Here is a 26,020-nt window from a genome sequence, read left to right on the forward strand (position 1 = left end):
TAAATTCTAATTATTAAAAAGCTCCTACTTCGGCAAGTCGAGTTACTGGTCTGTTATTGTATGAGCTTAAAGATGTTATTCTGAAGTATCTTGCATTTGTTGCTGATTCGAAAACAAACTGTTGTTTTAACATATCATCTGTTGCGGTATGTGCTCCTATTTCGGTATAACTTACATTGTCAGTTGAAACTTCAATAGTGAAGTCTTTCATCATTCCATTTGCATTTTGTTGGTTTTGTAAAATCGAAATTCCACTTAACGATTTAATTTCTTTCATATCAACAGTTACACTGTGAGGGTGAGGAAATGAGCTGTAATATCCAGAATGCCATAGAGTTGCAGGATCATTGTCTAATAAGTAAACAGCTAATCCTGTACTACCTTGGAATCCAGTTTCTTCAGAGGAAGCTTCAACTGTCCAGTTGCTTTTGTCAAAATCATCATATAAGTAATAGTCGATGTCTATATCTGGTTTTCTGTCAACATAATTATAATCATGATTACTAAAAGTTTTGCGTTCTCCATTTTCAAATACTGCCGATATATTTAGCTTAAATGGATATTGTTTGTACTCTTCATCTATATCGCTAAGTGGCATGGTGAACGAAATTTCCTTTCTGTTATTATTGATGCTGATGTTGGTTGAAGTCCATGTAATAGCATTATAATTTAAGTCGTTCGGTCCTGTTTTTGGATCGTTGTACATAATCATTCCTTTTACAGGAATATCAGTCTCAAATTGAATTGTAGCGTATAAATTTTCAGAATCAGCATAAATACGTTGCTTTTTAATTTCTAAATTTGGTGTTTCAGTATAAAAATCTATAGATGGATCTGTGTTGAAAATTTGATTATTGTCTAGAATTAAACTCGAAGCCTTCGTTAATTTTATTCCATTTGGATTACTCCAGTACTGACTATTTCCATTTCCCATCATTGCAGTAAAATTATCTGAAATTTTTTGTCTGTTATGAGGAAGGTTTAAGCCATGTCCTAACTCGTGGATAAGTCCACCTATCCACTTATCGTCTACGCTAGGAAAACCAACGCCATCAACCCATTTTGACATGTCGTAACCGTTTTCGTAGTCTCTTACAAATGCATATTTACCAATACCATAAAAAGGAACACCCACCTCATAACGAGGGATGAAAACTAAAATATGGTCACTTGTTTTTAAGTCTGGATTTTCAGCAAAGTAAGCATCAATCTCTACAATTGCTTTTCTACCACCACCATCATAAGGATAATCGGCAGAAGTTTCTTGGGCATTTATTAAATGGATTTTAACGAGTCCTGGACTTTCTGGGTCTTCTTGTAGTCCGAATTTTTTGTATTCAAATCCATAGTCGCTTAATTCTTCTGCATAATACTCTTGAACATGTTTTAAAACATCGGTAAGTCGCTGTTGGTAATTAGCGTAGGCATCAACATCGTTAGGTAGGAAGTAAACTACGTTTAATTGTTTTTGACCAGGTTTTGATAATGCATCTGGATCGGGGATGTCTGTTCCTCCTCCAGAGGTTCCATCGAGATTATCGCAAGATGCGAAAAAACTGCATAGAGCAAGGCATACCATAAGTAGGTTTACCAATTTAAATTTTGTTTTCATAATATTTTGGTTGTTAAAATTTTATTAAATGTAATATATACTTTTTAAAAATGCAAGTAAATGTAAATTAATAGGTTACGTTAATTGTAATTTTCATGTCATTATTTATGAATTCAAAGCAAATTTACTTTTGAATTCATATTCATCATTTCCCTTGCTATCTATTGTGTAACGCTATATTTGTGTTTATTTTTAAGCGAATAAAAAAACTACAGAATGACTGAAATTAATTGGCAAGATTTTGAAAAAATAGAAATGCGCGTAGGAACTGTGATAGAGGTAAATGATTTTCCTGAAGCTAGACGACCTGCGTTTAAACTACAAATAGATTTTGGTGCTGAAATTGGTATTAAAAAAACATCAGCACAAATAACAAAACGTTATAAAAAAGAGGAGCTGTTGGGGAGGCAAGTAGTTGCGGTAGTGAATTTTCCCAAAAAGCAAATAGCCAATTTTATGAGTGAATGTTTGGTTGTTGGTGCTGTTGGAACCGATGGTGATGTAGTGCTTTTGAATCCCGATTTTAAGGTTGAAAACGGATTGAGAATAGGGTAGTGTAATTTCTATAAAATGAAAAAGGCTGTTGTAAAACAGCCCTTCATTTTATTATACAAATCTCTATACCAACTGAAATTGTATAAGTTTTATTTTCAATACTTCTTGTATTTCGAAGAAATTGATTTTTAAATATCGTCGAAACTAATATCTGTAAATTTCTCGGTAGTTACTTCTTCTAAAGTATCGTTATCTTCAGCGAAAGTTTCTTTTTTGAAATCTTTTTGATGACGTTCAGAAATTACTTCTTCTCCTTTTTCATTAATTACAAAGTCAATCATTTCTTCTAAATTCTCTTTAAAAGCAGCAAAATCTTCTTTGTACAAATAAATTTTGTGTTTCTTGTAGTGGTAAGATCCGTCGTCGTGGGTAAACTTTTTACTTTCGGTAATTGTTAAGTAATAATCTCCAGCTTTGGTTCCTCTAACATCAAAGAAATAAGTTCTTCTTCCAGCTCTCAACACTTTAGAGAATATCTCATCTTTCTCTACAAAACCTTTATCGCTCATAATTCCTCTAAATACTTTTATATGTTAACAAAATCAAAAATGTAAAAAAAAATGAAATCAAACAACAATTTCTCTAACTTTCTTTTTCTGATATCTGATTTTGGTACAATTCGTGGTAGTACCCTTTTTGGTTTATTAGTTGATTATGAGTTCCTTGCTCTGTGATTTTACCGTCTTCAAGGACAATAATTTTGTCTGCATTTTTTGCTGAAGAAATACGATGACTCACAATTATTGTAGTATTTTTCTTCGAAACTTGTTTCAGATTATTCAATATTTCTTCCTCAGTTTCTGTGTCAACGGCAGATAAGCAGTCGTCAAACAAATAAATGTTCGGATTTTTTATAAGTGCTCTCGCTATAGAAACACGTTGTTTTTGTCCGCCACTCAAAGTGAGTCCACGTTCGCCTAAAACAGTATCGTATTTTTTAGTGAATTCAACTATGTTTTGGTGTACAGCTGCTTTCTTTGCAGCGCTTTCGATAGCTTCTTGCGTAGCATCTTTTTGCCCGAATTTAATATTGTTGCCAATAGTGTCGGAAAACAAGAAAGCATCTTGCGGTACGGCGCCAATACTATTTCTTAAATCTGATAAGTTGAGTGTGTCTATTGGAGTTCCATCAATTAAAATAGTTCCGCTAGTTACGTCGTAGAGTCTTCCAACAAGATCTAAAACAGTCGATTTTCCAGCGCCAGTTTTTCCAATAATGGCTAAAGTTTCTCCTTGATTTATAGTGAAGGAAACATTGTTAAGCGCTGTAATTCCTGTATCGTCATACGTAAAAGTTACATTTTTAAATTCTATTTTTCCTTTTATTTCTGAAGGAAGAACGGTTGGATTTTTAATTTCTGGATCTAAATCTAAAAATTCGTTGATACGTTTTTGAGAAGCTTCTGCACGCTGCACTATTGAAGTTACCCAACCTACGGTAGCTACTGGCCAGGTAAGCATGTTAACGTAAATGATGAATTTTAAAATTACACCTGTTGTTGCGATTTCGCCATTAATATATTGGAGTCCGCCAACGTAAATTACAAAAATGTTACTTATACCAATCAATAAAAGCATGAGTGGAAAAAACCATGCGTTTACCTTTGCTAAGTCCATGTTGACGTTTTTTCCTTCGAGCGCTAGAGAATCAACTTCGTCACCTATTCTTCCTTCAATTCCGTAAGCTTTTATTACTGATATTCCGGAGAAAGACTCTTGGGTAAACGTTGAAAGTTTTGATAAATATTGTTGTACTTCGGTACTTCGTTTGTGTATTACTTTACTGATGTTGTAAATCAGAATAGATAAAATTGGAAGCGGAATAAGTGTGTATGCTGCCAATTTTGGAGCGGTGTAAAACATCAACGGAATAACACATAAGAATAGTGTAATGGTTTGGATGCTATACAAAATTGCAGGACCAGCGTACATACGTACTTGTCCGACATCTTCACTTATACGGTTCATCAAATCGCCCGTTCTGTTTTTCTTATAAAAATTAAGCGAAAGACGTTCGTATTGTTCGTATACTTCGTTTTTTAAGTCAAATTCAATATATCTTGAAATATTGATAATGGTTTGACGCATTAAAAAAGTAAATAATGCCGATAATGCTGCCGAGCCAACAATAATAAGAATGTAGCGTAGCAATTGCATTTTTACCGTAGAGATATCGGCGTTATCATCTAAGATATAAGTTTCAACTGCGTTAACAGATTGCTCAACATATTCTGGTAAAACAAGTTTAAAGACAGTGGCTAAGATTGTGATAAATACACCAATAATTAATTTCCACTTATATTTCTTAAAGAATTTGTTAATATATTTTAGTTCCTTCATTAGTTTTATTCAAAATCAATTTTTTTAATAAATCCTCAACGAGACGACTTATTTTAGCTTTTATATTGAAATATTCGTATTTTTGCGCTATTATTTTAACGATATTAAAAAATAAGCAAACAAAAAACGATAATTGTATGGTTTCAGAAATTTTAAATCCTTCAGAACTTAAAAAAGCAGACCCAGTGTTTGGTCAGCTTTCGTTCAATGATCATGAGCAGATTGTTTTCTGTCAGGACAAAGATACAGGATTAAAAGCAATAATAGGAATTCATAATACAGTTTTAGGTCCGGCTTTGGGAGGTACCAGAATGTGGAATTATGCTAACGAGTGGGAAGCATTAAACGATGTGTTGCGTTTATCTCGAGGGATGACTTACAAATCGGCCATTACAGGTTTGAACCTTGGAGGAGGAAAAGCGGTAATTATTGGAGACGCTAAAACTCAAAAAACGCCTGAGTTAATGAAGCGTTTTGGGGAGTTTGTACATTCGTTAAGCGGAAAATATATTACTGCTGAAGATGTAGGAATGGAAACTGCCGATATGGATACTGTTCGCGAAGTAACTCCATACGTAACGGGTATTTCAGAAGAAAAAGGAGGAGCAGGAAATCCATCACCAATTACTGCCTACGGGGTGTTTATGGGGATGAAAGCTGCTGCAAAATACCAATTTGGAGATGATAGTTTAGAAGGTAAAAAAGTACTTGTGCAAGGTGTTGGGCATGTTGGGGAAACCTTAGCAGATTATCTTTATAATGAAGGTGCGCAGTTGTTGATTTCTGACATCAATGAAGCTAAATTATTAGAATTAGCAAAAAGATACAAAGCACAAATTATTCCTGGAAACGAAATCTTTAATCAGGAGCTAGATGTGTACGCGCCATGTGCGTTGGGAGCAACTATTAACGATGCCACGGTAAACGAAATTAAAGCAAAAGTAATTGCTGGTGCAGCCAACAATCAGCTTGCAGACGAAAAAGTTCACGGAGCAATTTTAAAAGAAAGAGGAATTGCTTACGCACCAGATTTCTTGATTAATGCTGGAGGAATTATTAATGTTTATGCTGAATTAGAAGGATACGACAAAAAAGAAATCCTTAGAAAAACAGAAAATATCTTTAAAACTACCTTAGATATTTTTGCACATGCTGATAAAAATGAGTGCACTACGCACGAAGCTGCCTTGAGTATTGCTCAAAGTAGAATTGATAACAGAAAATTAGCATTGAAAAAATAAGACGTTTTCTAAAATAATATTATTTTTGCAGGGCGAAAGGGTATTCCTTTCGCCCTCATTATTTATTATAGGCAAGAAAGTTCTTTAAGCATGTTAACAAGAAGACACATCAGAGTTAAAGTAATGCAATCTGTGTATGCATTCATTCAATCTAAAAACACTGATTTAGGTAAAGAAGAAAAATTTTTATCTGCTAGTATGGAGAATATGTACAATTTGTACTTAACACTCTTGGGTTTACTAGTAGAAGTTCAAAAAACAGCTGAAGAGCAGCTTACACTCTCACAAAAAAAATACCTCGCTACCAAAGAGGAAAAAAATCCGAAGCGTAAATTTATTGACAATCCTGTTTTACAATTATTGGTTAACGATACAGTTTTAACCGAAAAATTAGAAAACAGAAACATCAGTTGGGATCTAGATGATGAGTATGTGAAAATTATTTACAGAGCCATTTTAGAAAGCGATTTGTACAAAGCCTACATGGCAAAAGAAGTAACAACTTTTAAGGAAGATAAAAAACTTATTTTGGAGTTGTTTCAGCATATCATTGCGCCAAACGAGAAGTTGTACGAATATATTGAAGATAAAAAACTTACATGGGTTGACGATCTTCCGTTGGTAAATACGTTGCTTGTTAAAATGATTAAAAAATTGAAGGAAGATTCTCCAGAAGATTATTTCCATCCTTCATTATTTAAAGATCAAGACGATAAAATGTTTGCAAGTGAATTGTTTAAAAAGACAATTTTGAACAACGAACGCCTTCAGCAGGAAATAGATGGTAAAACTCCAAATTGGGATACCGATAGAATTGCCGAACTCGATTCTGTATTACTGAAAATGGCCATTTGTGAGTTTTTAAAATTCCCATCAATTCCAGTAAAAGTAACTATTAACGAATACCTTGAAATCGCTAAAGAATACAGCACTCCAAAGAGTAGTATTTTTATAAACGGAATTTTAGATAAACTCGTAAAAGAGTACGAAGCTAACAATTCGTTAAATAAGTCGGGGAGAGGTTTGATGTAATAAAATATTACTATTTTTGTGAGTCATAGACAGGTTTTAAATAGTAAACCTATTCACAATTAACCACTTAGAAAAACAATAAAATTTTATTAAAATGAAAAAAGTATTATTGGTATTAACTGTAGCAGCAGCGGTAAGTTTTACATCATGTAAAGATAACGCAGCAAGTAAAGTAAATTCGGATAACGTAGCAGCAGCAGAACAACGTGACGAAGCGGCAAAAAAAGTTGCTGTAATGACTTTTGAAGAAACAGAGCACGATTTTGGAAACATTCCACAAGGGCAAGCTGTAGAGAAAGTTTTTAAATTTAAAAACACAGGAGATGCTCCTTTAGTAGTTACAGATGCAAAAAGTAGCTGCGGATGTACAATTCCAAAAAAACCAGAAGCTCCAATTGCTCCAGGAGAAACGGGAGAAATTTTGGTAAAATATAACGGAAGCGGAAGAAATGCTGTAACAAAAACAGTTACCATTACTGCAAATACCGAAAAAGGAACAGAGCAATTAAGAATTAAAGCGTTTGTAGAAGCTAAAGATGCTGCTGCACAACCTAAAGCATAAACACGTAATTAATGGAAGCAATTAATCAATTTGCACCTTTTATTTTAATTTTTGCTGTGATGTATTTTTTTATGATACGTCCGCAATTAAAAAAGCAAAAGCAAGAGAAAAAGTTTGCAGAGGAATTAAAACGTGGTGACCGTGTGGTTACCAAAAGTGGTTTACATGGTAAAATTGTAGACCTTAATAATGATAACACTTGCGTAATTGAAACAATGGCAGGTAAAATGAAGTTTGAACGTTCTGCAATTTCTCTAGAACTTTCGCAAAAACAAAATACTTCTGCAGCACCTGTAAAGGATAAAAAATAAGCAGTAAAGTTTTAAGTTATAAAAAAACCGATTCATCTGAATCGGTTTTTTTATTTTAAAAAAAGTTTAGTTATTTATACTTATCATTGAGTCCTTTCCCTTCAAGTATTAAAGGAATTATTTTATCCAATCTCCGTTGTTTTGTACTTTCTTGTTTGGCTTCAGCAATAAATTCATGGTATTCTTTTTGTCTTCCTTTTGTTAATGCATTAAATGAAGTTTGTAATTTTTCATCTTCAGCTAAAGCGGTAATTAGAAAAGGAGCTGTAATTTCTTTTTTCTTCGGAATACTAACCGTTTTATTCTCCTTCTGATTGGCAATCGCTTCTAAAACATAAGCTTTTACTAATTTCTCATCAATATCATTGATGTTTTCAAAGCGCCATTGACGAAGTGCCACCGTTTTACCTTCTTGTGCATTCAGTAACACTTTTGTTTTGTCGGTTAATAATGCACCGTTATGAAACCAAAGTCCAACATACGATTTAAACGCTGCGATACCAATTACATTTTTACCATTAATAGTATAGGTAGGGACACCCCATTTAACGGTTTCTTCCAATTCGGTGGCGCACAAAACTTTTCTTAAGGCGTAAAGCTCTTTGTGCCAAGCAGTGTTTTCTTCGTAATATTCGTTGGCTGTTTTAGTTTTCTTCATTGTAATATTTGGCTGTTAGCTCTACAATTTTCACAATTACGTCGGTTGCTTTTTTCATACTTTCCACAGGAACGTATTCGTATCTTCCGTGGAAATTATGTCCGCCTGCAAATATATTTGGACACGGTAAACCCATGTACGAAAGTTGAGAACCGTCGGTACCACCACGAATAGGTTTGATAAGCGGTTTGATATCTAAATCTTTCATTGCTTGTTCGGCAATATCTACAATATGCATAACAGGCTCAATTTTTTCTTTCATGTTGTAGTATTGATCTTTAATTTCGAGAGTGATGATATCTCCAAATCGTTCTGTTAGATCGTTAACTACTCGAGTTACAAGTTCTTTACGCGCATCAAATTTATCGCGGTCGTGATCTCTAATAATTCCGTTAATTACAGCGAGTTCTACATCTCCTTTAAAATCGTAAAAATGAAAAAATCCTTCTCTAAAACTAGTGTATTGCGGCATTTCTTTTTTCGGCATCAACGATAAAAACTCGTTGGCAATAACTACGGCATTTATCATTTTTCCTTTGGCGTAGCCAGGGTGAACACTTTTTCCTTGTACTGTAATTTTTACACCAGCAGCATTAAAATTCTCGTATTCGAGTTCTCCAATTTGAGAGCCATCCATAGTGTAAGCCCATTCAGCACCAAACTTTTTAACGTCGAACTTATGGGCGCCTCGACCAATTTCTTCATCGGGAGTAAAGGCAACACGCACAGGTCCATGATGAATATGTGGGTTATTGATAAGGTATTCCATAGCGGTTACAATTTCTGTAATTCCCGCTTTATCATCTGCGCCGAGTAGCGTTGTCCCGTCGGTTGTGATTAGTGTTTGTCCTTTATATTGTTTTAAATCGGTAAAGTAACTTGGCGATAGCACTATATTTTGCGCTTCGTTAAGTATAATCTCTCCGCCATCGTAGTTCTCGATAATTTGCGGATTTACATTTGTTCCAGAAAAATCTGGGGATGTGTCGAAATGCGATATAAAACCGATAGTTGGTACTTCTCTATCTAAATTTGAAGGAAGTGTGGCCATCACATAAGCGTGCTCGTCTATAGTAACATCTTGCATCCCGATTGCTTTGAGTTCTTCGGCCAATTTGTTGGCAAGATTCCACTGTTTTTCTGTACTTGGCGTAGTGTCGCTATTTGGATCGGATTGCGTATCTATTTTAATGTAGCTTATAAAACGGTCTATAATTTGTTGCATAAATTCTTTTTTATCAAAAATACATAATACTTGAAAAGTATCCTTGTGTAAAGTTTTTTATTTGAGAGTTGAATAGTTTGAAGTTTGGTGTATGGAGTGAAAGGTTGGAGATTGAAATTATAAAGACCCCTAAAGTTCCCTCAAGGGGATAATAAATTCCCCCTTTGAAGGGGGGTAGGGGGATGTGTGAAAGTTTGAAGTTTACTTTCCAAATGCAACACAAACAATTCTGAAAAGTAAAATACGCAAGCGTTTGTCGCTAGCCCCGATTGAGCCAACTACCGTGTAGTGGTGAAAGCCTGCCTACCGTAGGCAGGCGGGTAACAGCAATACTAATGAAGCTTTACTTTAGTGCTGCTGAAAAAATATTTTAAGAAAAAGGAAAGCATAAATTTTTAGTTTGAGTACTTTTGCAAAAACTAGCAAAAACATGTATAAATTACTCATACGACCTATTTTTTTTCTGTTTGATCCTGAAAAAGTTCACCATTTTACGTTTTCTGTTTTAAAGTTTATTAATAAAATTCCGGGAGTATCGGCACTTATTAGAGCCATTTTTGTGGTTGAAGATAAACGTTTGGAACTTGAAGTTTTTGGATTGAAGTTTAAAAATCCGGTTGGACTGGCTGCTGGTTTTGATAAAGATGCTAAACTGTATAAGGAGCTTTCTAATTTTGGTTTTGGATCGATTGAAATAGGAACGCTTACACCAAAGCCACAACCTGGAAATCCTAAAAAACGCCTTTTTAGAGTGATTGATGATAAAGGGATTATTAACCGAATGGGATTTAATAATGGTGGCGTTGAAGAGGCTGTTGAGCGATTGAAGAAGAACAATGGAGTGCTGATTGGTGGAAATATTGGGAAAAATAAAGTGACACCAAATGAAAATGCTGTAGACGATTATGTGATTTGTTTTGAAGCGCTTTATCCTTATGTTGATTATTTTGTGGTGAATGTGAGTTCGCCAAATACGCCAAATTTACGTGCGTTGCAAGATAAAGAACCGTTAACTGCTTTGTTGCTTACATTGCAAACTTTAAACGCTAGTAAAGAAAAATCGAAACCTATTTTATTAAAAATTGCTCCAGATTTGACCGATTCGCAATTGATGGATATTGTTGAGATTGTAAAATCGACAAAAATTGCAGGAGTGATTGCTACCAATACCACAATTAGTCGCGAAGGGTTAACATCTGAAAATAAAGAAGAAATTGGAGGGTTGAGCGGAAAACCACTGACTAAAAGATCTACGGAAGTGATAAGGTTTTTAGCTGAAAAATCGGAGAATGCTTTTCCGATTATTGGTGTAGGAGGAGTTCATACACCAGAAGATGCTATTGAAAAATTAAATGCTGGTGCTTCGCTTGTGCAACTTTACACTGGCTTTATTTATGAAGGTCCTGCTGCGGTAAAGAAAATTAATAAGGCTCTTTTAAAGCGCTAGTTTTGGATATTCAAATATTAATAGCTTTTACCATTGCTTCGGTTGTATTGGCTTTAACTCCCGGTCCAGACAATATATATGTGTTAACGCAAAGTATGGCAAATGGAGTTAAAAACGGACTCATAACTGTACTTGGACTTATTTCTGGTTGTTTGGTGCATACAACTTTAGTGGCGTTTGGCGTAGCTACTTTTATTATTGAAAATCAAATTTTATTTACTTCTTTAAAAGTTTTTGGGGCTTTGTATCTATTATACTTGGCTTATTCGGTTTATAAGAGTGATAGCGAAATTCAATTTGAAACCAGCACAGCTTCTCAAAAGTCGACTTTAGGTTTTTATCTTCAAGGGTTTTTGATGAATTTACTTAACCCAAAAGTTTTGATTTTCTTTTTAGCTTTCTTTCCTGGTTTTTTGTTTAGTGATACAATGCCAGTTATCGCGCAGTTTTATACATTAGGAAGTATCTTCTGTTTAATCACTTTCTTAATCTTCTCATTAATTGCATTACTGGCAGGGCGTATTTCGGTATTCGTGAAGGAATCTGCTAAAGTAGGAGTATTCTTTAAATGGTTGCAAGTAGTTGTTTTTGTGTTACTCGCCGTGATAATTTTTGTTTAATACCTGATTTCTTTCGTTTTACAGCTTTATATTGTAGAATTATTACTATTGTAAGTTATTTTTTTACTACATATAAGATAAGGATTACAATAAATCTTGTAAGAAACACTCATTTTAGCAAGTAATTTTGTCATTCATCGATATTTAATTGAAAAAGTTTAAAGCCTTTTTACATTTACATCGTTGTTGTTGAGGATGTCTTAACAAACAATGCCCCAAAGTGCGAATATGCTATTACAAGTTTCCCCTTTCGTGCGTTCTTTTTTCCCCATACATACATATAGTGATTGAATTATTTTAAAACCAATAAATATCTATCTATTATGAAAAAAGTAATTTTTTGCGCTGGGGCGCTTTTATGCGGAGCTGTGGTTATGGCTCAAGATAATTTTTCTTTGTCAACACAGACAGGGAATGCGAATACGGTCAATGTAGACCAAACTGCTGGAGATTTTTCTATTTCTGGAATTGCTCAGATTGGAGACAACAACACAGGAAATGTAACACAAGCTAGTGAAGGTAACTATGCTGCAGTTTCTCAAACTGGGAACTGGAACACAGCTACAACGTCTCAAAACGAGAATGGCGTACAACAAGGAGGTTATAATCAATCTACTCAAACTCAAGTTGGTAATTACAATACTGCTACTGTAACTCAAGATACGCAGTATGCAAGTGGAAATGGTAATGGTACTACAAATTCTGTAGCTGTTCAAACTCAAACAGGAGATGGGAATGTTGCAACTGCAACTCAGGCTAACAATGCTCACCAAAACACTCAAACTCAAGTAGGAAACAACAACTCTTCTGTTGACTTACAAAAAGGTTCTACTGAGGTTTCTGTTACTGAGCAATACGGTAACCACAACACAAGTACTGTAGTTCAAAATGCTTGGGGAAACAACAACTATGTTAAGCAAAGTGGTAATTATAACTCAAGTACTATTAACCAAGACGGTGGTCAAAACATGAACACTTTCATTCAAACTGGTAATAATAATACTGGAGTTATTTCTCAAGTTGGAGATAACAATGTAAACGTGAGTCTTGCTACCGGTAATTTCAATAATACCAACGTTAGTCAATAAAAAATCATCAAGATAATCTAAGCAATTATGAAAACAAAAATGAATATATCATTATTAGTGGGATGCTTAATGATGGTAACAATTGGGTTCGCTCAAAATAATACAAGTGCACTTTCTCAAAGTGGAAATGACAATAATTCGACTGTAACACAAAAAGGAGATTTAAATACTTCTGATGTAATGCAAACAGGAGATGATAACCTTGCGACAGTTTCTCAGAAAAAAACTGAAAACGATGCAGTTACAAGTCAAGTTGGAGATGATAATACTTCGGATGTGATGCAAAAAGGTACTTTGAATATGTCGACAGTAGATCAAGCTGGAGATGATTTAAGTGCTGATGTTGATCAAGACGGACGTGAGAATATTTCAACAGTAACACAAACTGGAGACTTTGCTGAAGCAACTGTTTATCAAGATGGTAAATTTAATGAGGCAACTGTAACTCAAGACGGAGATGCTCTTACATCATTAGGGAAAAATACTGCTGATGTAATGCAAGAAGGAAATAGAAACCTTGCAGTTGTTGATCAAGATGGTCGTTTTATCGATGCTGATGTAGATCAAGTTGGAAACCGTAATACGGCTACAGTTTCTCAAGACGGAGAATTTATTACTAGTGAGTCTTTACAAGAAGGAAATCGTAATACAGCTACCGTAACACAAGATGGTACAGTTTTATCTAGTGAAATCGATCAATTAGGGAACCGTAATGATGCTACTGTAACTCAAACAAATTTTGATGCTTCAAGTACTATTTACCAAGATGGAGACCGTAACTCAGCTACAGTTGCTCAAAATTCTGGTGCTGTTAGTCTTTTTGATGACGGACTTAACAGTGAAATCGACCAAATTGGAGACCGTAACACTGCAGTTGTAACACAATCTTATGTGTCTCAAGGTGCATTGTACGAGGTTGATATTGATAGTGATATTGATCAAGAAGGAGATCGTAACTCTGCAACAGTTTCTCAAACAGGAAGTGCTGAATTGGATGGTTACTTAGTTCCGTTTTTTGGCTTTGGACCTTACGGTGAAGCAACTCTTGAAAGTGATATCGAGCAAACAGGAGACTTAAACGAAGCTGTTGTTAACCAAGTTGGAGACGAAATCGAAAGTGATGTTATTCAACTAGGAGACGAAAACTTAGCTACTGTAGATCAAGTTGGAGTTGAATTAAACAGTTTTGTATTACAAAGCGGAAATGGTAACGAGAGTGCTACTTCTCAAAGTGGAGCTTCTCACGGAAGTGGTGTAGTTCAATGGGGAGATGGTAACTCTAGTGATGTTGCTCAAATGGGAGTTGGACAAATTAGTGGTGTTGCTCAAGTTGGTTCAATGAATACAAGTACTGTATCTCAAGATGGTGAAGCTAACTTAAGTGGAGTTTTACAATGGGGAGATAGTAACATGAGTGCTGTATCTCAAACTGGAACAGGAAGCATGAGTGGTGTTGCTCAATTTGGTGAAGGAAACATGAGTACTGTTACTCAAGGTGGAGACGGTGGTCACTTAAGTGGAGTTTTACAATGGGGAGATAACAACATGAGTACTGTATCTCAATCAGGTATGAGCCAAACTAGTACTGTTTCTCAAATTGGAAATGGAAACATGGGTGCTGTAACTCAAGGAAACTAATCCGTAGGTTATAAACCAAAAAAATAAACACACAATTTAAGTAGCAAGGGAATTTTCCCTTGCTACTTTTAAACTATAAAAATATGAGAGTTAAAACAGTAATATTTACAATTTTATTTTCTGGAATTGGTGTGGTTGCTGTAGCTCAAAGTCCAAAAACTGTAAACGAAGCAATGCTTGCTAATAACCAAACATTGGTTACTCGTAAAAATTCAACCAGCACTCAAAACCAAAACAATGGGGTTTATCTTTCTCAAGTAGGAGATTATAACAGTGCTTCGGTAGCTTTAAAAGCTTCAGAGGTAAATTACAATTTGCAACAAAACGGAAATCAAAATAATGTTAACCAAATGGTTGTTGCACAAAGTATAACTCAGAATGTAACACAGCAGGGAGCAAATAATTATGTGCAGGAAATTGCATACAATCCAAATAATGCAATGAATACACAAACCATTCAAGAAGGGAATAATTTGCTAGTAGAAAAATATGGTAGTAATAGTATCGGAGATAATATGACTATTAAAATGACTGGAAATGATCGATCGGTAATTGTTAGAAACTATAAATAATTTTTTGATTGAAAAAAGCATGTTTTATCATAATGTTATTGCTTTCATCAGTATCTGTTTTTACTCAAAATTTAAATAAAGAGGTAGAGGCAGATATTTTGGTACAAGATCCTAAAGAAGACGTGGTTTTCTATTCGGCATCAGTAAAGAATTTAACAGGAGGTAATTATAGTTTAACCTATCAATTTTCAGTATTAAAAAAAAACAAACAAGAAGAAATAGATAAAGAAACACAAGAAGGGCGCTTCACCCTTACACCTTTTGAGAGTAAGAATTTATTTAAATCTCAATTAGTGGTATCCGACACTATTGAAAACATTCTTTTACTCTTAATTTTTAATGAAGACAAACTTATAAGTACCCATAAAGCAGAAGTTAATTTTAAAAAAGAACTTCCCCAAGAATCTTATAATAAAATGAATGAAGGATTAATGATTAGTGGGATTGTAGCTGAAGATACAAAGACAAAAGCAGGAAAAGATTTTTACGATTTTTTTTATCAGAAATATCATATGAGTTCGCTTAAAACTAATAAAATTATAAAGGTTGAAGAAGCCATTAGTTTTGGACGGACTACTAGAATTCAACTTAAAATAGAAAATCAAATTGTATATCAATTTTTTGCACAACCTAAATTAGATTATATAAAAACACAAGCAGAGTATGCCATGACCTATTTAAACAGGTATTTGCAACAGCTTGAACAGTCAAAAGTCAGTTCCACTCAATATTAAATATTTAGAAAATGAAACTTATAACCAGCCTATTTTTGTTTTTTACTATTTCAGTAATGTATTCGCAAGACCTTGTGTATACACCAATTAATTCTAGTTTTGGAGGTAATTCATACAATTACCAGTGGTTGTTGAGTTCGGCGCAAGCACAAAACTCATTTAAAGACCCAAATGCTTCCACTAGAGAGGAAACATCAGAATTAGAATCTTTCCAAGAGAGTTTAAATTCACAACTTTTAAGTCAGCTTACACGACAATTGTATGCCGAGCAATTTGGCTCTGGCGAATTGCAAGAAGGTACATACACCTTTGGTAGTTTAGCTTTAGATGTTTATCCATCTGAAGGTGGCTTGGTTATCGATATTTTAGATACCAACACAGGCGAACAAACTCAGGTTGTTATTCCAAATTCTTAACATTTTAGCATGACTTATCGTACCTTATTATATGTAAGCATTTTAATGCTTTTTGCAGGATGTGGCACCTATTTTAATCAACCCGTAGATTTTACAGATGCCCGAATAGGAGAAAATACCCAAGCAACAAGTCGTTTAAAATCGTTGCCCGAGCCTCAAGAAAAAGTAGTGGTTGGGGTGTATAATTTTAGAGATTTAACAGGGCAGTACAAACCTACCGAAGTAGGAAGTACTTTTAGTACCGCAGTAACGCAAGGTGGAACTGCAATTTTAATTAATGCACTTGAAGATTCTGGGTGGTTTACTACCATCGAAAGAGAAAATATTGGAAATTTATTAAACGAGCGTAACATTATTCGTTCTACTCGCCAAGAGTATCAAGGAGCGCAAACCAAACCAAGTGTACCTCCGTTGTTGTTTGCCGGCGTTTTATTGGAAGGAGGAATTGTTTCCTACGATTCTAATATCGTTACCGGTGGGATGGGAGCGCGTTATTTTGGTGTTGGCGGAAGTACACAATATCGTCAAGATCGTGTAACTGTTTATCTTAGAGCTATCTCTACTTCAAACGGAAAAATTCTTAAAAATGTTTACGTTTCCAAAACCATACTTTCACAAGCGCTCGATGCCAATTTGTTTAAATATGTAAAGTTTCAACGTCTTTTAGAGGCTGAAGTTGGATTTACCAGAAACGAACCAGTACAGCTGGCAGTAACAGAAGCTATCGAGAAAGCTGTTGAAGGACTTATTGTTGAAGGAATTGAAGAAAATTTATGGCACGCAAGAGACGGCGCCGATGCTGAAGCAGAATTGCTAAAAGATTACAATGAAGAAAAAGAAGAAGCCGAATTAACAAAACTCTACAACAGAAAATACATCAGTCGTGAGTATAGTCATTCCTTAGGATTGAGTTTGGGCGGAGCACTAAACAATAGTGATTACAGCGCTTCCGAACTTCGACCTTCTTTTAAAGTTGACTATTTGTACCGCATGTCGAGGTATCTTTCTTTGAATGTTAGTGCCAATTCTTTCGAACTTAATAATGGCGATTTGTACAAAAGAAAATTCGCTTCTATCGATACCAATTTAGGATTCACCTTTTTACCGAATGATGATTTAACTCCTTTTGCCTACGGCGGAGCAGGAATTCTCTTCGGTTTTGAAAACGATCAAACACCCGAAAATGCCGAGAGTACATTTTTTAAAGCGCAATACGGACTCGGACTCGAATATTTTATCAATCAGAAAATATCTTTAAAACTTTTTGCTGATCAAAACATGACGTTTTCTGATGATCTTGATTATTTGAGAAACGGAAAACGCGACGACTATTACTTCAATTTTGGCTTTGGAGTAAGTTTTACCTTAGGAGTGAAGAATAAAATGCAACTTAACTAACCAACATCAATGCAATGAATACATTAAAACAAATATTAGTTATTTTAGGAATTATTAGCTGTGTTGTTGCGTGTAGCGAAGATACTGTAGATGCTTACGGAACAGGAACGATAACAGGAAAAGTTGTATTAACAGGTGTAAACACACCCATGGAAAATGTAAAAGTTTCAACCAATCCTGCTTCTTCTACGGTTTTTACCGATGAAAACGGAGACTTTGTGTTGAAAGATGTTGAGGTAGGCGATTATTCGGTGCAAGCGCAAATCGACGGATACCTAACTGCTTTTGAAGGCGCAACTGTAAAAACAGGCTTGGAAGTGAATGTAATTTTTGAAATGGAGGTGGAAACCGCCAATAATAAAGCTCCAGATGCACCGCAGTTATTAGCACCAGAAAATGGAGCAACCGACCAAAATTTGGAAATGCAATTTATTTGGAAAGCTACCGATAGAGAAGGCGATTCACTTACATATTCCTTAGAAATTAAAAATAGTTTAAACGACGATATACTTAGTTTTGAAGGTATAAAAGACACAACTTACACGGTGGATGGATTGAGTCACGGATTAAAATATTTCTGGCAAGTAAAAGTTTCCGATAGTATAAATAATCCTGTGTTGAGTGAAGTGTATTCGTTTACCACACTTAAAAATCCGCAGTACGATTATGTATTTACGCGTGTTATTGGAGGCAATAATGTTGTAATGGCAAAAGATGAAGATGGAAAAGAAATTCAACTTACAAGTAGTTCTACCAACAGTTTCCGTCCGAAGTTGAGTGATGCTGGCGATAAAATTGCTTTTATACGAACAGTCTCAGGAAAGAATCAAATTTTTGTAATCAATGCCGATGGTACTAATGAAAAACAGCTTACAACAGCTATCCCGATAAATGCTATTGATACTGAAAAGATGGGCTTCTCGTGGGCGAATAACGATACGGCTTTGTTGTACCCAAGTTTGAATAAAATGTATAGAATCCCGATTACAGGCGGAAGCAGTCAGTTAATGTTTTCTGCGGAAAGCGGTAGGTATTATATGGATGTAAAACAAAGTTCCGACCGCACCAAATTGTTGGTTTTGGAGACAAATATTAGTGGATATGAAGGTGCTGTGAAAATTTTAGACAATATTGGAGGTTTAATTTCTGAAGTATTCCAAGGGGTAAAAGGCGCTGTTGGAGGTGTCGATTTATCGTTAGACGGAAACATGGTTTTGTATACTTACGATGTTTCTGAATACGAAAGCGATACAAACAGGCAATTAAATGCAAAGGTGTTTTTGTACAATATTTCTACAGCTACAAACTATTTAATTAGTGACGCCAAAGAAAACGGTACCAACGATACAGATCCGATTTTTGCATCCGATCAAGCTTCGGTTTTATTGGTAAACGCACCAAATAATAAAGCAGACGATTCAGATGTTTTAAAGGTCGCTTTTGATGAAGAATTTAATGTTACCGCAAGAGAGATTGTTATAGAAAACGCCAAAATGCCAAATCAATAATTTTGTTGGATTGAAAGCCAAATAGCAAATAAGTTAAAGAGGTAAGGTTTGTTTTTATTTAAACTTTGCCTCTTTGTTACTTTGTGAAATTCTGTCATATCGAGCTTAGTCGAGATATCACATCTTGTTTAATTGTTGAATTGAAAGTCAAAAAGAAAATAAGTTAAAGAGATAAGGTTTGTGTCATTTATACTTTGCCTCTTTGCAACTATCTATAACCCTGTCATATCGAGCTTAGTCGAGATATCACATCTTGTTTAATTGTTTAATCGGGCAATTGTTGAATCGAAAGTTAAAGACAAATAAGTTAAAGAGTAAAGGTCTGTTTTTATTTGTACTTTGTCTCTTTGCAACTTTCTAAAACCCTGTCATATCGAGCGGAGTCGAGATATCGCATCTTGTTTAATTGTTGAATTGAAAGTCAAAAAGAAAATAAGTTAAAGAGGTAAGGTTTGTGTTCATTTATACTTTACCTCTTTGCTACTATCTAAAACCCTGTCATATCGAGCGGAGTCGAGATATCACATCTTGTTGAATCGAAAGTTAAAAGGTAAAGACCTGTTTTTATTCATACTTTGAAACTTTGCCACTTAGAACCTCTGCTACTTTGCTTCCCAAAAAAAAAGCCTCCAAAAAACGTTTGCGTAAGCTGTGCAGGTTCTTTACCTTTGGTTTAAACCTTGTAGATTTTGAAGAAAGACTATTTTATTTTTGATATGGACGGTGTAATTGTCGATAGCGAGCCTGCCCATAGAAAAATATTAAATACAGTTTTTGATGAATTGGGTTTGAATTTTTCAAACGAATATCATCAAACTTTGGTAGGAATGGCTGCCGTTCCCATGTGGAAAAAAATTAAAAAAGACTATGGTATTCATACCAACGCAAACGAATTGGTTAATTTTCATCGAGAGATTATTCTTTTCGAAATGGAAAAAATCGATGTCCAGCCTGTGCCTGGAGTATTGCAATTTCTTCAGCAGTTAAAATCTCAAAATTTTCATATTTCGTTGGCTTCTTCATCTACCAGAAAGCTCATTTCACTTTTTATGGATAAATTTGAAATAGCAACTTATTTCGATTATTTGGTAAGTGGAGATGATGTAGAGCGTAGCAAACCAAATCCTGATATTTTTCTGAAAGTTGCTGAAAAATATAACATCAGCCCTAATAATTTTATTGTTGTGGAAGATAGTTATAACGGTGTAACAGCAGCGAAAGCAGCGGGAATGATGTGTGTTGGTTATGTGAATTCGAACTCTGGAAATCAAGATTTATCAGCCGCCGATATGATAATCAATGATTTTGCTGAATTAAATATCGATAAAATTAAAGAACTCACAACGTAGTGGAAACTGTAAAAATCATAGAATGTCCGCGTGACGCCATGCAAGGGATAAAAGAATTTATTCCGACGCAACAAAAGGTGAATTACATTCAAGCTTTGTTGCGATGCGGCTTTGATACTATCGATTTTGGAAGTTTCGTTTCACCAAAAGCCATTCCGCAAATGGCAGACACTGCAGAAGTTTTGCAACAATTAGATCTGTCTCAAACGGAGAGTAAATTGTTGGCAATTGTAGCTAATGTACGTGGAGCAGAAGACGCGTGTAATTTTCCGCAGATAAATTATTTAGGCTATCCTTTTTCGATTTCTGAAAATTTTCAGATGCGAAACACTCACAAAACTATTGCACAAAGTGTGGAGGTGTTGCAAGAAATTTTATCGCTTGCCAATGCACATCAAAAAGAAGTGGTTGCGTATTTGTCGATGGGATTTGGAAATCCTTATGGAGATCCGTGGAATGTTGAAATTGTAGGCGAATGGACCGAAAAATTGGCAGCTATGGGAGTGAAAATACTTTCGCTTTCGGATACGGTTGGTTCCTCAACTCCAGAAACCATCAGTTATTTGTTTTCAAATTTAATTCCAAAATACCCCGAAATCGAGTTTGGAGCGCATTTACACACAACTCCCGATAGCTGGCACGAAAAAGTAGATGCAGCGTATATAGCAGGTTGTCGAAGGTTTGATGGTGCTATCCAAGGGTTTGGCGGTTGTCCAATGGCTACCGATGAGCTTACAGGAAATATGCCTACGGAAAAGTTGTTTTCATATTCAAATTCGGTCAAAGCTACTTCAAATATTAAGGCGATGAGTTTTGAAAGCGCCTATAATGAAGCACTAAAACTTTTTCAGAAATATCATTAATACATTCTTTTTAAAAGATAATTGTCAAAAACATTTCTTTTGTTTTTTTGTTGAATGAATTCAGTAATAAAAACGCGGTAAAGTTAAGATATTCTTAAAATGAGAAACCGCTAGAATGTTACGGATAAAAGCAGTATATTTGCGTGCAACTAAATGATAAGTTGCAATATGGAAGCTCACAATGCAAAGTTTGTAGGCGAAGGGTTAACTTACGACGATGTCTTACTCGTTCCGAATTACTCTGAGGTATTACCCCGCGAAGTCAACATACAAACAAAATTCACAAGAAACATAACAATTAATGTGCCTATTGTCTCTGCAGCAATGGATACTGTAACCGAAAGTAGAATGGCTATTGCCATGGCTCGCGAAGGCGGGATAGGAGTGTTGCATAAAAATATGACTATCGAGCAGCAAGCACTTAAGGTTAGAAAAGTAAAACGTGCTGAAAGCGGAATGATTATCGACCCGGTAACTTTACCACTTACAGCAACGGTTGAAGATGCCAAAAATAGCATGCGTGAGCATAGCATTGGAGGAATTCCAGTAGTAGACAATGATGGATACTTAAAGGGAATTGTAACCAATCGCGATCTTCGTTTTGAAAAAGAAAACAAGCGTCCAATTGTGGAGGTGATGACTGGTGAAAACCTTGTGACGGCTGCCGAAGGAACTTCTTTAGCAGATGCGGAAGAGATTTTGCAACAACACAAAATTGAAAAATTACCAGTAGTAAACGATCATAACAAATTAATCGGACTTATTACTTTTAGAGATATTACCAAACTTACTCAAAAGCCTATTGCTAACAAAGATATCTTCGGACGTTTACGTGTAGCTGCGGCAATTGGTGTTACTGGAGATGCTTTAGATAGAGCTGAAGCACTTGTAAATGCAGGTGTAGATGCAATTATTATTGATACTGCACACGGGCACACTAGAGGAGTGGTAACCATTTTGAAAGAAGTTAAAAAAGAGTTTCCAGACTTGGAAGTTGTTGTAGGGAATATAGCTACTGCCGAGGCTGCTAAATATTTAGTAGAAAACGGAGCAGATGCTGTAAAAGTAGGTATTGGTCCTGGTTCTATTTGTACAACACGTGTAGTTGCAGGGGTTGGTTTTCCTCAGTTTTCTGCAGTGTTGGAAGTAGCAGCAGCTTTAAAAGGAACTGGTGTTCCTGTAATTGCTGATGGTGGAATTCGTTATACAGGAGATATTCCAAAAGCTATTGCAGCTGGAGCCGATTGTGTAATGCTTGGTTCTTTATTGGCAGGAACAAAAGAGTCGCCTGGAGAAACTATTATTTACGACGGAAGAAAATACAAGTCGTATAGAGGTATGGGATCTGTGGAAGCTATGCAACACGGAAGTAAAGACCGTTATTTCCAAGATGTTGAAGACGATCTTAAAAAATTAGTCCCAGAAGGAATTGTAGGTCGTGTACCGTACAAAGGAGAATTATATGAGAGCATGCACCAGTTTATTGGAGGTTTACGTGCCGGAATGGGGTATTGTGGTGCCGAAAGTATTGATGCTTTAAAAGAAAGAGGAAGGTTTGTAAAAATTACTTCTAGCGGTATTCATGAAAGTCACCCGCACGATGTAACTATTACCAACGAAGCTCCAAATTACAGCAGATAGTTTTACGACTAATTTATATAGAAAACGCTACCTTTTTGGTAGCGTTTTTTGTTGTAATTATATTCTTGAAATTATGTGGTTTCGTTATAGTAAGTCCCTCGTTGAGGTTTTAACGCATCTCGAACTTGCAACATATGCTCTTGGGCTACAACCACAAAAGCAATTGCGTGTTCATTTTCGATAATAACTTCAAAGCCAGAAGTTGTATATGGAATTTGGTGCATCGCCATAAATTCTTTTAAATGAATTTCGTAATGTTTGGCAGTTTCCAGAGCGGTATCACTTTTAAAATCCCAAATAAGTTTTAATAGTTTCATAGCTTATTTTTCAGCAAAAATACATTTTTGAAGTTATTTAAGAAGGTTTTTAAAATGATATATAATTAATGAAGGTTAGGTATATATTTTATGAATATTTGATAAAATTGACCTATTTAAAAAGTATTGAAAATCAAGGAAGCAGTAGGGTGAGAGATAAAAAGCTGTTTGAGCACAGCGAGTTCTTTTTATCTGTGGAGGATGGTTCCGTAGATTTTCTTATACTTTTTTAATCAGTCTTGACTTTTTTGTTTCGTTTTTGTGTCAAGACAAAAATGAAATAATTGTTATGGATCTGAAAAGCAGTCGATTTAAAACTGCTAATTTTATTGTTTATCTCGAACAGAGGTTAGTTAGCTTATGTAATAATCTTAATTGTAAGCGTAAATTCAGTATTAAAACATTTATACTTTGTAAATAAATCAATCTTCAAATTATTATCAAAATCATAAACTATCTTATAGCGTTGTTAAAAAGCTTGGTTTATATAGCCTAATTATTATTTTTGTCCGAATTAAAGCATACGCTTTAATAACTTGTAAGAAATGCACAGAAGTTTTATAGCAATTATATTAGTTTCCCTACTTTCCTCTTGTAATCTTTTTAAGTCGGAGGCTGTGGATAATCCGGTAGCTCGTGTTGGCGAGCATTATCTTTTAAAATCAGATTTAGATAATATCTTACACGAAAATATTTCAAAAGAAGACTCTATTCTTTTGGTTCAAAATTACATTCAAAATTGGGCACAACAACAACTATTGTTAGAGCGTGCCAAGATTAATATTTCTGAAAATAAACAAACGCAATTTGAAGAATTGGTAAGGCAATATCGTGCCGATTTATACATTAATGCATACAAAGAAGCCTTGGTAGAAAAGTCGATGGATACACTTGTGAGTCATCGAGAAATGGAAGAATTTTATGAGGCACACAAAATCAATTTTAAGCTAAACGAAGATTTGGTAAAGTTGAGGTATATTAATTTGCCTCCAGATTTTGGTGAGCTTAACAGTGTGCGAGATGCGTTAAAGCGATACAATGAAAAGGATAAGGCATATTTGCAAAATACAGCAATTAAGTTTAAAGCCTATACGTTTAACGATTCTGTTTGGGTAAAATCGTCATCAGTAATAAAAAACATTCCTAAAATTAATGTTGAAAATAAAGATAGCTATTTAAAAAAGTCACATTTTTTTGAGCTTTCCGATTCTTTAGGAGTATATTTGGTAGCTGTAAATGAAGTGCTTAATCGTACAGAAACAGCTCCGTTGGCCTATGTTGAGCCTACGGTAAAGAAAATTATTTTGAACAAGCGAAAGTTAGCTTTTATAAAAAATTTGGAGAAAGATCTTTTGGATGGAGCCACCCGAAAGAAGGAGTTTGAGATATTTGAGAATAAAACACAATTGAATAAAAAATAATCAGAAATGAATAAAGTTGTATATGTTGTAGCAGTAGTATTGACGTTTTTTGTAAGTGTTATACAAGGGCAAGAAACTTCAATCGATTCGCTATCGGTTACCAATAATGAAGTTTTAGCAGAGAGCGCTACTGGTGTAGGAGCAAATACTGCAACGGCGGTAATCGATTCGTCTACTGTAGATTTGAAACGAGAAAAGATAGATGGAGTTACAGCGGTAGTGGGGGATTATGTTATTTTAGAATCCGATATAGACAAGAGTTTCTTGGATATGCAAACGCAAGGAGTTTCTACAAAAGATATTACGCGTTGCCAAGTGTTAGGGAAGCTAATGGAAGATAAATTGTATGCGCACCAAGCCATTCAAGATAGTATTATTGTTTCTGATGTTGAAATAAATAGTACTGTAGATCGTCAAATAAATTACCTTGTTTCTCAAGTTGGTTCGGTTGATAAATTATTACAATTTTACCGAAAAGAAGACGAGCAGAGTTTAAGAGAAGAGTTGTTCGAAATTGTAAAATCGCAACAACTTTCGCAACGTATGCAAGCCAAAGTTGTAGAAGAAATTGAAATTACACCAGAAGAAGTACGCCAGTGGTATAGTGGTTTAGCTGAAGACGAAAAACCAGTTTTTGGAGACGAAGTAGAAATTGCACAAATTGTAAAAGTGCCAGAACCATCTGAAGCTGAAGTAAAAGAAACCATCGAAAAGCTAAAAGAGTTTAAGCGCGATGTTGAAGAAAACGGAGCAAGTTTTGCTATCAAACAAACATTGTATTCAGAAGATCCTGGAAAGGCGCAGGACAACGGGATTTATCCAATTTCTAAAGATTCACCTTTTGTGCAAGAGTTTAAAGATGCAGCGTTCAGTTTAGATAAAGGAGAAATTTCTGAGCCTTTTAAAACCGACTTTGGATACCATATTTTATATGTTGAAAAAATTAGAGGGCAAGAGCGCGATGTGCGTCATATATTATTACGTCCAAAAATTTCAGAGCAAGCTATTGCTGATACGAAAGCAGAGTTGGATAGTATCCGAACAAAAATTTTAGAAGGGAAGTTTACTTTTTCTGAAGCTGCACGTAATTTTTCAGATGAAAAAGAAACGCGTTTTGACGGTGGAGTTTTAAGAAACCCACAAACTTTCGATACCAAATTCGAACTTACCAAAATGGATCCTACTTTATACAGTCAAATTAGTCCGCTTGAAGGGGAAGAAATTTCAAAACCTCTTATGGAAGAAACACGTACTGGTGTTCAGTTTAAACTGTTAAAAGTAATTTCAAGATACAAATCGCATAAAGCAGACTACACGCAAGATTACGTTAAAATTAAAGAGTTGGCCTTAAAAGAAAAACAATTTGATGAAATCGGGAAATGGATGAATGAAAAAATAAAAGATACGTATATTAGCGTAGCTCCCGATAGCAGAGATTGCGATTTTGCAAACAACTGGTTAAAAAAATAAAA

25 protein-coding genes are annotated in these 26,020 nt (G+C 35.0%); 19 read left to right on the top strand and 6 right to left on the bottom strand.

What is annotated here, in order from left to right; genetic code table 11:
- Positions 1-13: 13 nt before the first annotated feature.
- Entirely contained in the window at positions 14-1,612 is a 1,599-nt protein-coding gene (locus JMA43_RS04080; RefSeq protein ID WP_342155103.1) for a discoidin domain-containing protein, read from the bottom strand.
- 216 nt (positions 1,613-1,828) lie between these two features.
- Here JMA43_RS04080 and JMA43_RS04085 point away from each other — a divergent pair, with 216 nt between their 5' ends.
- Complete coding sequence (locus JMA43_RS04085; RefSeq protein ID WP_342155104.1) at positions 1,829-2,167, top strand: tRNA-binding protein; 339 nt, start codon at positions 1,829-1,831, stop codon at positions 2,165-2,167.
- A gap of 128 nt (positions 2,168-2,295) precedes the next feature.
- Here the strand turns inward: JMA43_RS04085 and JMA43_RS04090 are convergent, their stop codons facing one another.
- Both JMA43_RS04090 and JMA43_RS04095 read right to left on the bottom strand, forming a co-directional pair.
- Entirely contained in the window at positions 2,296-2,676 is a 381-nt protein-coding gene (locus JMA43_RS04090; protein WP_342155105.1) for a PUR family DNA/RNA-binding protein, read from the bottom strand.
- A gap of 73 nt (positions 2,677-2,749) precedes the next feature.
- On the bottom strand, positions 2,750-4,507 hold the full coding sequence (locus JMA43_RS04095) for an ABC transporter ATP-binding protein (RefSeq protein ID WP_342155106.1): 1,758 nt from the start codon (positions 4,505-4,507) through the stop codon (positions 2,750-2,752).
- Between the two features lie 137 nt (positions 4,508-4,644).
- Here JMA43_RS04095 and JMA43_RS04100 point away from each other — a divergent pair, with 137 nt between their 5' ends.
- The 4 genes from JMA43_RS04100 (at position 4,645) to yajC (ending at position 7,653) form a co-directional block, all read left to right on the top strand.
- Entirely contained in the window at positions 4,645-5,748 is a 1,104-nt protein-coding gene (locus JMA43_RS04100) for a Glu/Leu/Phe/Val family dehydrogenase (RefSeq protein WP_342155107.1), read from the top strand.
- Positions 5,749-5,838: 90 nt separating this feature from the next.
- Entirely contained in the window at positions 5,839-6,780 is a 942-nt protein-coding gene (gene nusB, locus JMA43_RS04105; protein ID WP_342155108.1) for a transcription antitermination factor NusB, read from the top strand.
- A gap of 94 nt (positions 6,781-6,874) precedes the next feature.
- Positions 6,875-7,342: a DUF1573 domain-containing protein gene (locus tag JMA43_RS04110; RefSeq protein WP_342155109.1), complete on the top strand. Its 468-nt coding sequence runs from the start codon at positions 6,875-6,877 to the stop codon at positions 7,340-7,342.
- A gap of 11 nt (positions 7,343-7,353) precedes the next feature.
- Positions 7,354-7,653 carry a preprotein translocase subunit YajC gene (gene yajC, locus JMA43_RS04115; RefSeq protein WP_342155110.1) on the top strand — a complete coding sequence of 100 codons (300 nt, stop codon included), beginning with the start codon at positions 7,354-7,356 and terminating at the stop codon, positions 7,651-7,653.
- A gap of 70 nt (positions 7,654-7,723) precedes the next feature.
- Here the strand turns inward: yajC and JMA43_RS04120 are convergent, their stop codons facing one another.
- Together JMA43_RS04120 and pepT are read right to left on the bottom strand one after the other, a co-directional pair.
- Complete coding sequence (locus JMA43_RS04120) at positions 7,724-8,311, bottom strand: YdeI/OmpD-associated family protein (protein WP_342155111.1); 588 nt, start codon at positions 8,309-8,311, stop codon at positions 7,724-7,726.
- Positions 8,298-9,536 carry a peptidase T gene (gene pepT / locus JMA43_RS04125; RefSeq protein WP_342155112.1) on the bottom strand — a complete coding sequence of 413 codons (1,239 nt, stop codon included), beginning with the start codon at positions 9,534-9,536 and terminating at the stop codon, positions 8,298-8,300. The genes JMA43_RS04120 and pepT overlap by 14 nt, the downstream gene beginning before the upstream one ends.
- Positions 9,537-9,966: 430 nt before the next feature.
- Here pepT and JMA43_RS04130 point away from each other — a divergent pair, with 430 nt between their 5' ends.
- The 12 genes from JMA43_RS04130 (at position 9,967) to guaB (ending at position 22,810) form a co-directional block, all read left to right on the top strand.
- Positions 9,967-10,983 (top strand): quinone-dependent dihydroorotate dehydrogenase, encoded by a 1,017-nt coding sequence (locus JMA43_RS04130; protein WP_342155113.1) that lies wholly within the window; start codon positions 9,967-9,969, stop codon positions 10,981-10,983.
- Between the two features lie 2 nt (positions 10,984-10,985).
- Complete coding sequence (locus JMA43_RS04135) at positions 10,986-11,603, top strand: LysE family translocator (protein WP_342155114.1); 618 nt, start codon at positions 10,986-10,988, stop codon at positions 11,601-11,603.
- Positions 11,604-11,926: 323 nt separating this feature from the next.
- Positions 11,927-12,691, top strand: a complete 765-nt coding sequence (locus JMA43_RS04140) for a hypothetical protein (protein ID WP_342155115.1) — start codon at positions 11,927-11,929, stop codon at positions 12,689-12,691.
- 39 nt (positions 12,692-12,730) lie between these two features.
- Positions 12,731-14,329 carry a hypothetical protein gene (locus tag JMA43_RS04145; protein ID WP_342155116.1) on the top strand — a complete coding sequence of 533 codons (1,599 nt, stop codon included), beginning with the start codon at positions 12,731-12,733 and terminating at the stop codon, positions 14,327-14,329.
- 83 nt (positions 14,330-14,412) lie between these two features.
- Positions 14,413-14,901: a hypothetical protein gene (locus JMA43_RS04150; protein WP_342155117.1), complete on the top strand. Its 489-nt coding sequence runs from the start codon at positions 14,413-14,415 to the stop codon at positions 14,899-14,901.
- 8 nt (positions 14,902-14,909) lie between these two features.
- On the top strand, positions 14,910-15,635 hold the full coding sequence (locus tag JMA43_RS04155; protein WP_342155118.1) for a CsgE family curli-type amyloid fiber assembly protein: 726 nt from the start codon (positions 14,910-14,912) through the stop codon (positions 15,633-15,635).
- Between the two features lie 11 nt (positions 15,636-15,646).
- The gene (locus tag JMA43_RS04160; RefSeq protein WP_342155119.1) at positions 15,647-16,051 is read left to right on the top strand and encodes a curli production assembly/transport component CsgF; all 405 of its coding nucleotides are present in this window, start codon (positions 15,647-15,649) and stop codon (positions 16,049-16,051) included.
- Between the two features lie 9 nt (positions 16,052-16,060).
- A complete protein-coding gene (locus JMA43_RS04165) occupies positions 16,061-17,449 on the top strand; it encodes a CsgG/HfaB family protein (protein WP_342155120.1) in 1,389 nt (462 codons plus the stop codon).
- A 14-nt stretch (positions 17,450-17,463) separates the two neighbouring features.
- Positions 17,464-18,957 (top strand): carboxypeptidase regulatory-like domain-containing protein, encoded by a 1,494-nt coding sequence (locus tag JMA43_RS04170; RefSeq protein ID WP_342155121.1) that lies wholly within the window; start codon positions 17,464-17,466, stop codon positions 18,955-18,957.
- 689 nt (positions 18,958-19,646) lie between these two features.
- A complete protein-coding gene (locus JMA43_RS04175) occupies positions 19,647-20,306 on the top strand; it encodes an HAD family hydrolase (RefSeq protein ID WP_342155122.1) in 660 nt (219 codons plus the stop codon).
- Complete coding sequence (locus tag JMA43_RS04180; RefSeq protein WP_342155123.1) at positions 20,306-21,169, top strand: hydroxymethylglutaryl-CoA lyase; 864 nt, start codon at positions 20,306-20,308, stop codon at positions 21,167-21,169. Before JMA43_RS04175 ends, JMA43_RS04180 begins: the two co-directional genes overlap by 1 nt.
- Positions 21,170-21,337: 168 nt before the next feature.
- Entirely contained in the window at positions 21,338-22,810 is a 1,473-nt protein-coding gene (gene guaB, locus JMA43_RS04185) for an IMP dehydrogenase (RefSeq protein WP_342155124.1), read from the top strand.
- 71 nt (positions 22,811-22,881) lie between these two features.
- Here guaB and JMA43_RS04190 read toward each other — a convergent pair whose 3' ends face one another.
- Positions 22,882-23,127, bottom strand: coding sequence for a hypothetical protein (locus tag JMA43_RS04190; RefSeq protein ID WP_342155125.1), 246 nt, complete (start codon positions 23,125-23,127; stop codon positions 22,882-22,884).
- 545 nt (positions 23,128-23,672) lie between these two features.
- On the opposite strand from JMA43_RS04190, the gene JMA43_RS04195 reads away from it, so the two are divergent.
- Both JMA43_RS04195 and JMA43_RS04200 read left to right on the top strand, forming a co-directional pair.
- Positions 23,673-24,548, top strand: a complete 876-nt coding sequence (locus JMA43_RS04195) for a peptidyl-prolyl cis-trans isomerase (protein ID WP_342155126.1) — start codon at positions 23,673-23,675, stop codon at positions 24,546-24,548.
- Between the two features lie 6 nt (positions 24,549-24,554).
- The gene (locus JMA43_RS04200) at positions 24,555-26,018 is read left to right on the top strand and encodes a peptidylprolyl isomerase (RefSeq protein ID WP_342155127.1); all 1,464 of its coding nucleotides are present in this window, start codon (positions 24,555-24,557) and stop codon (positions 26,016-26,018) included.
- Positions 26,019-26,020 lie beyond the last annotated feature (2 nt).

Source organism: Joostella sp. CR20 (assembly GCF_038433465.1).
Lineage (GTDB): Bacteria > Bacteroidota > Bacteroidia > Flavobacteriales > Flavobacteriaceae > Galbibacter.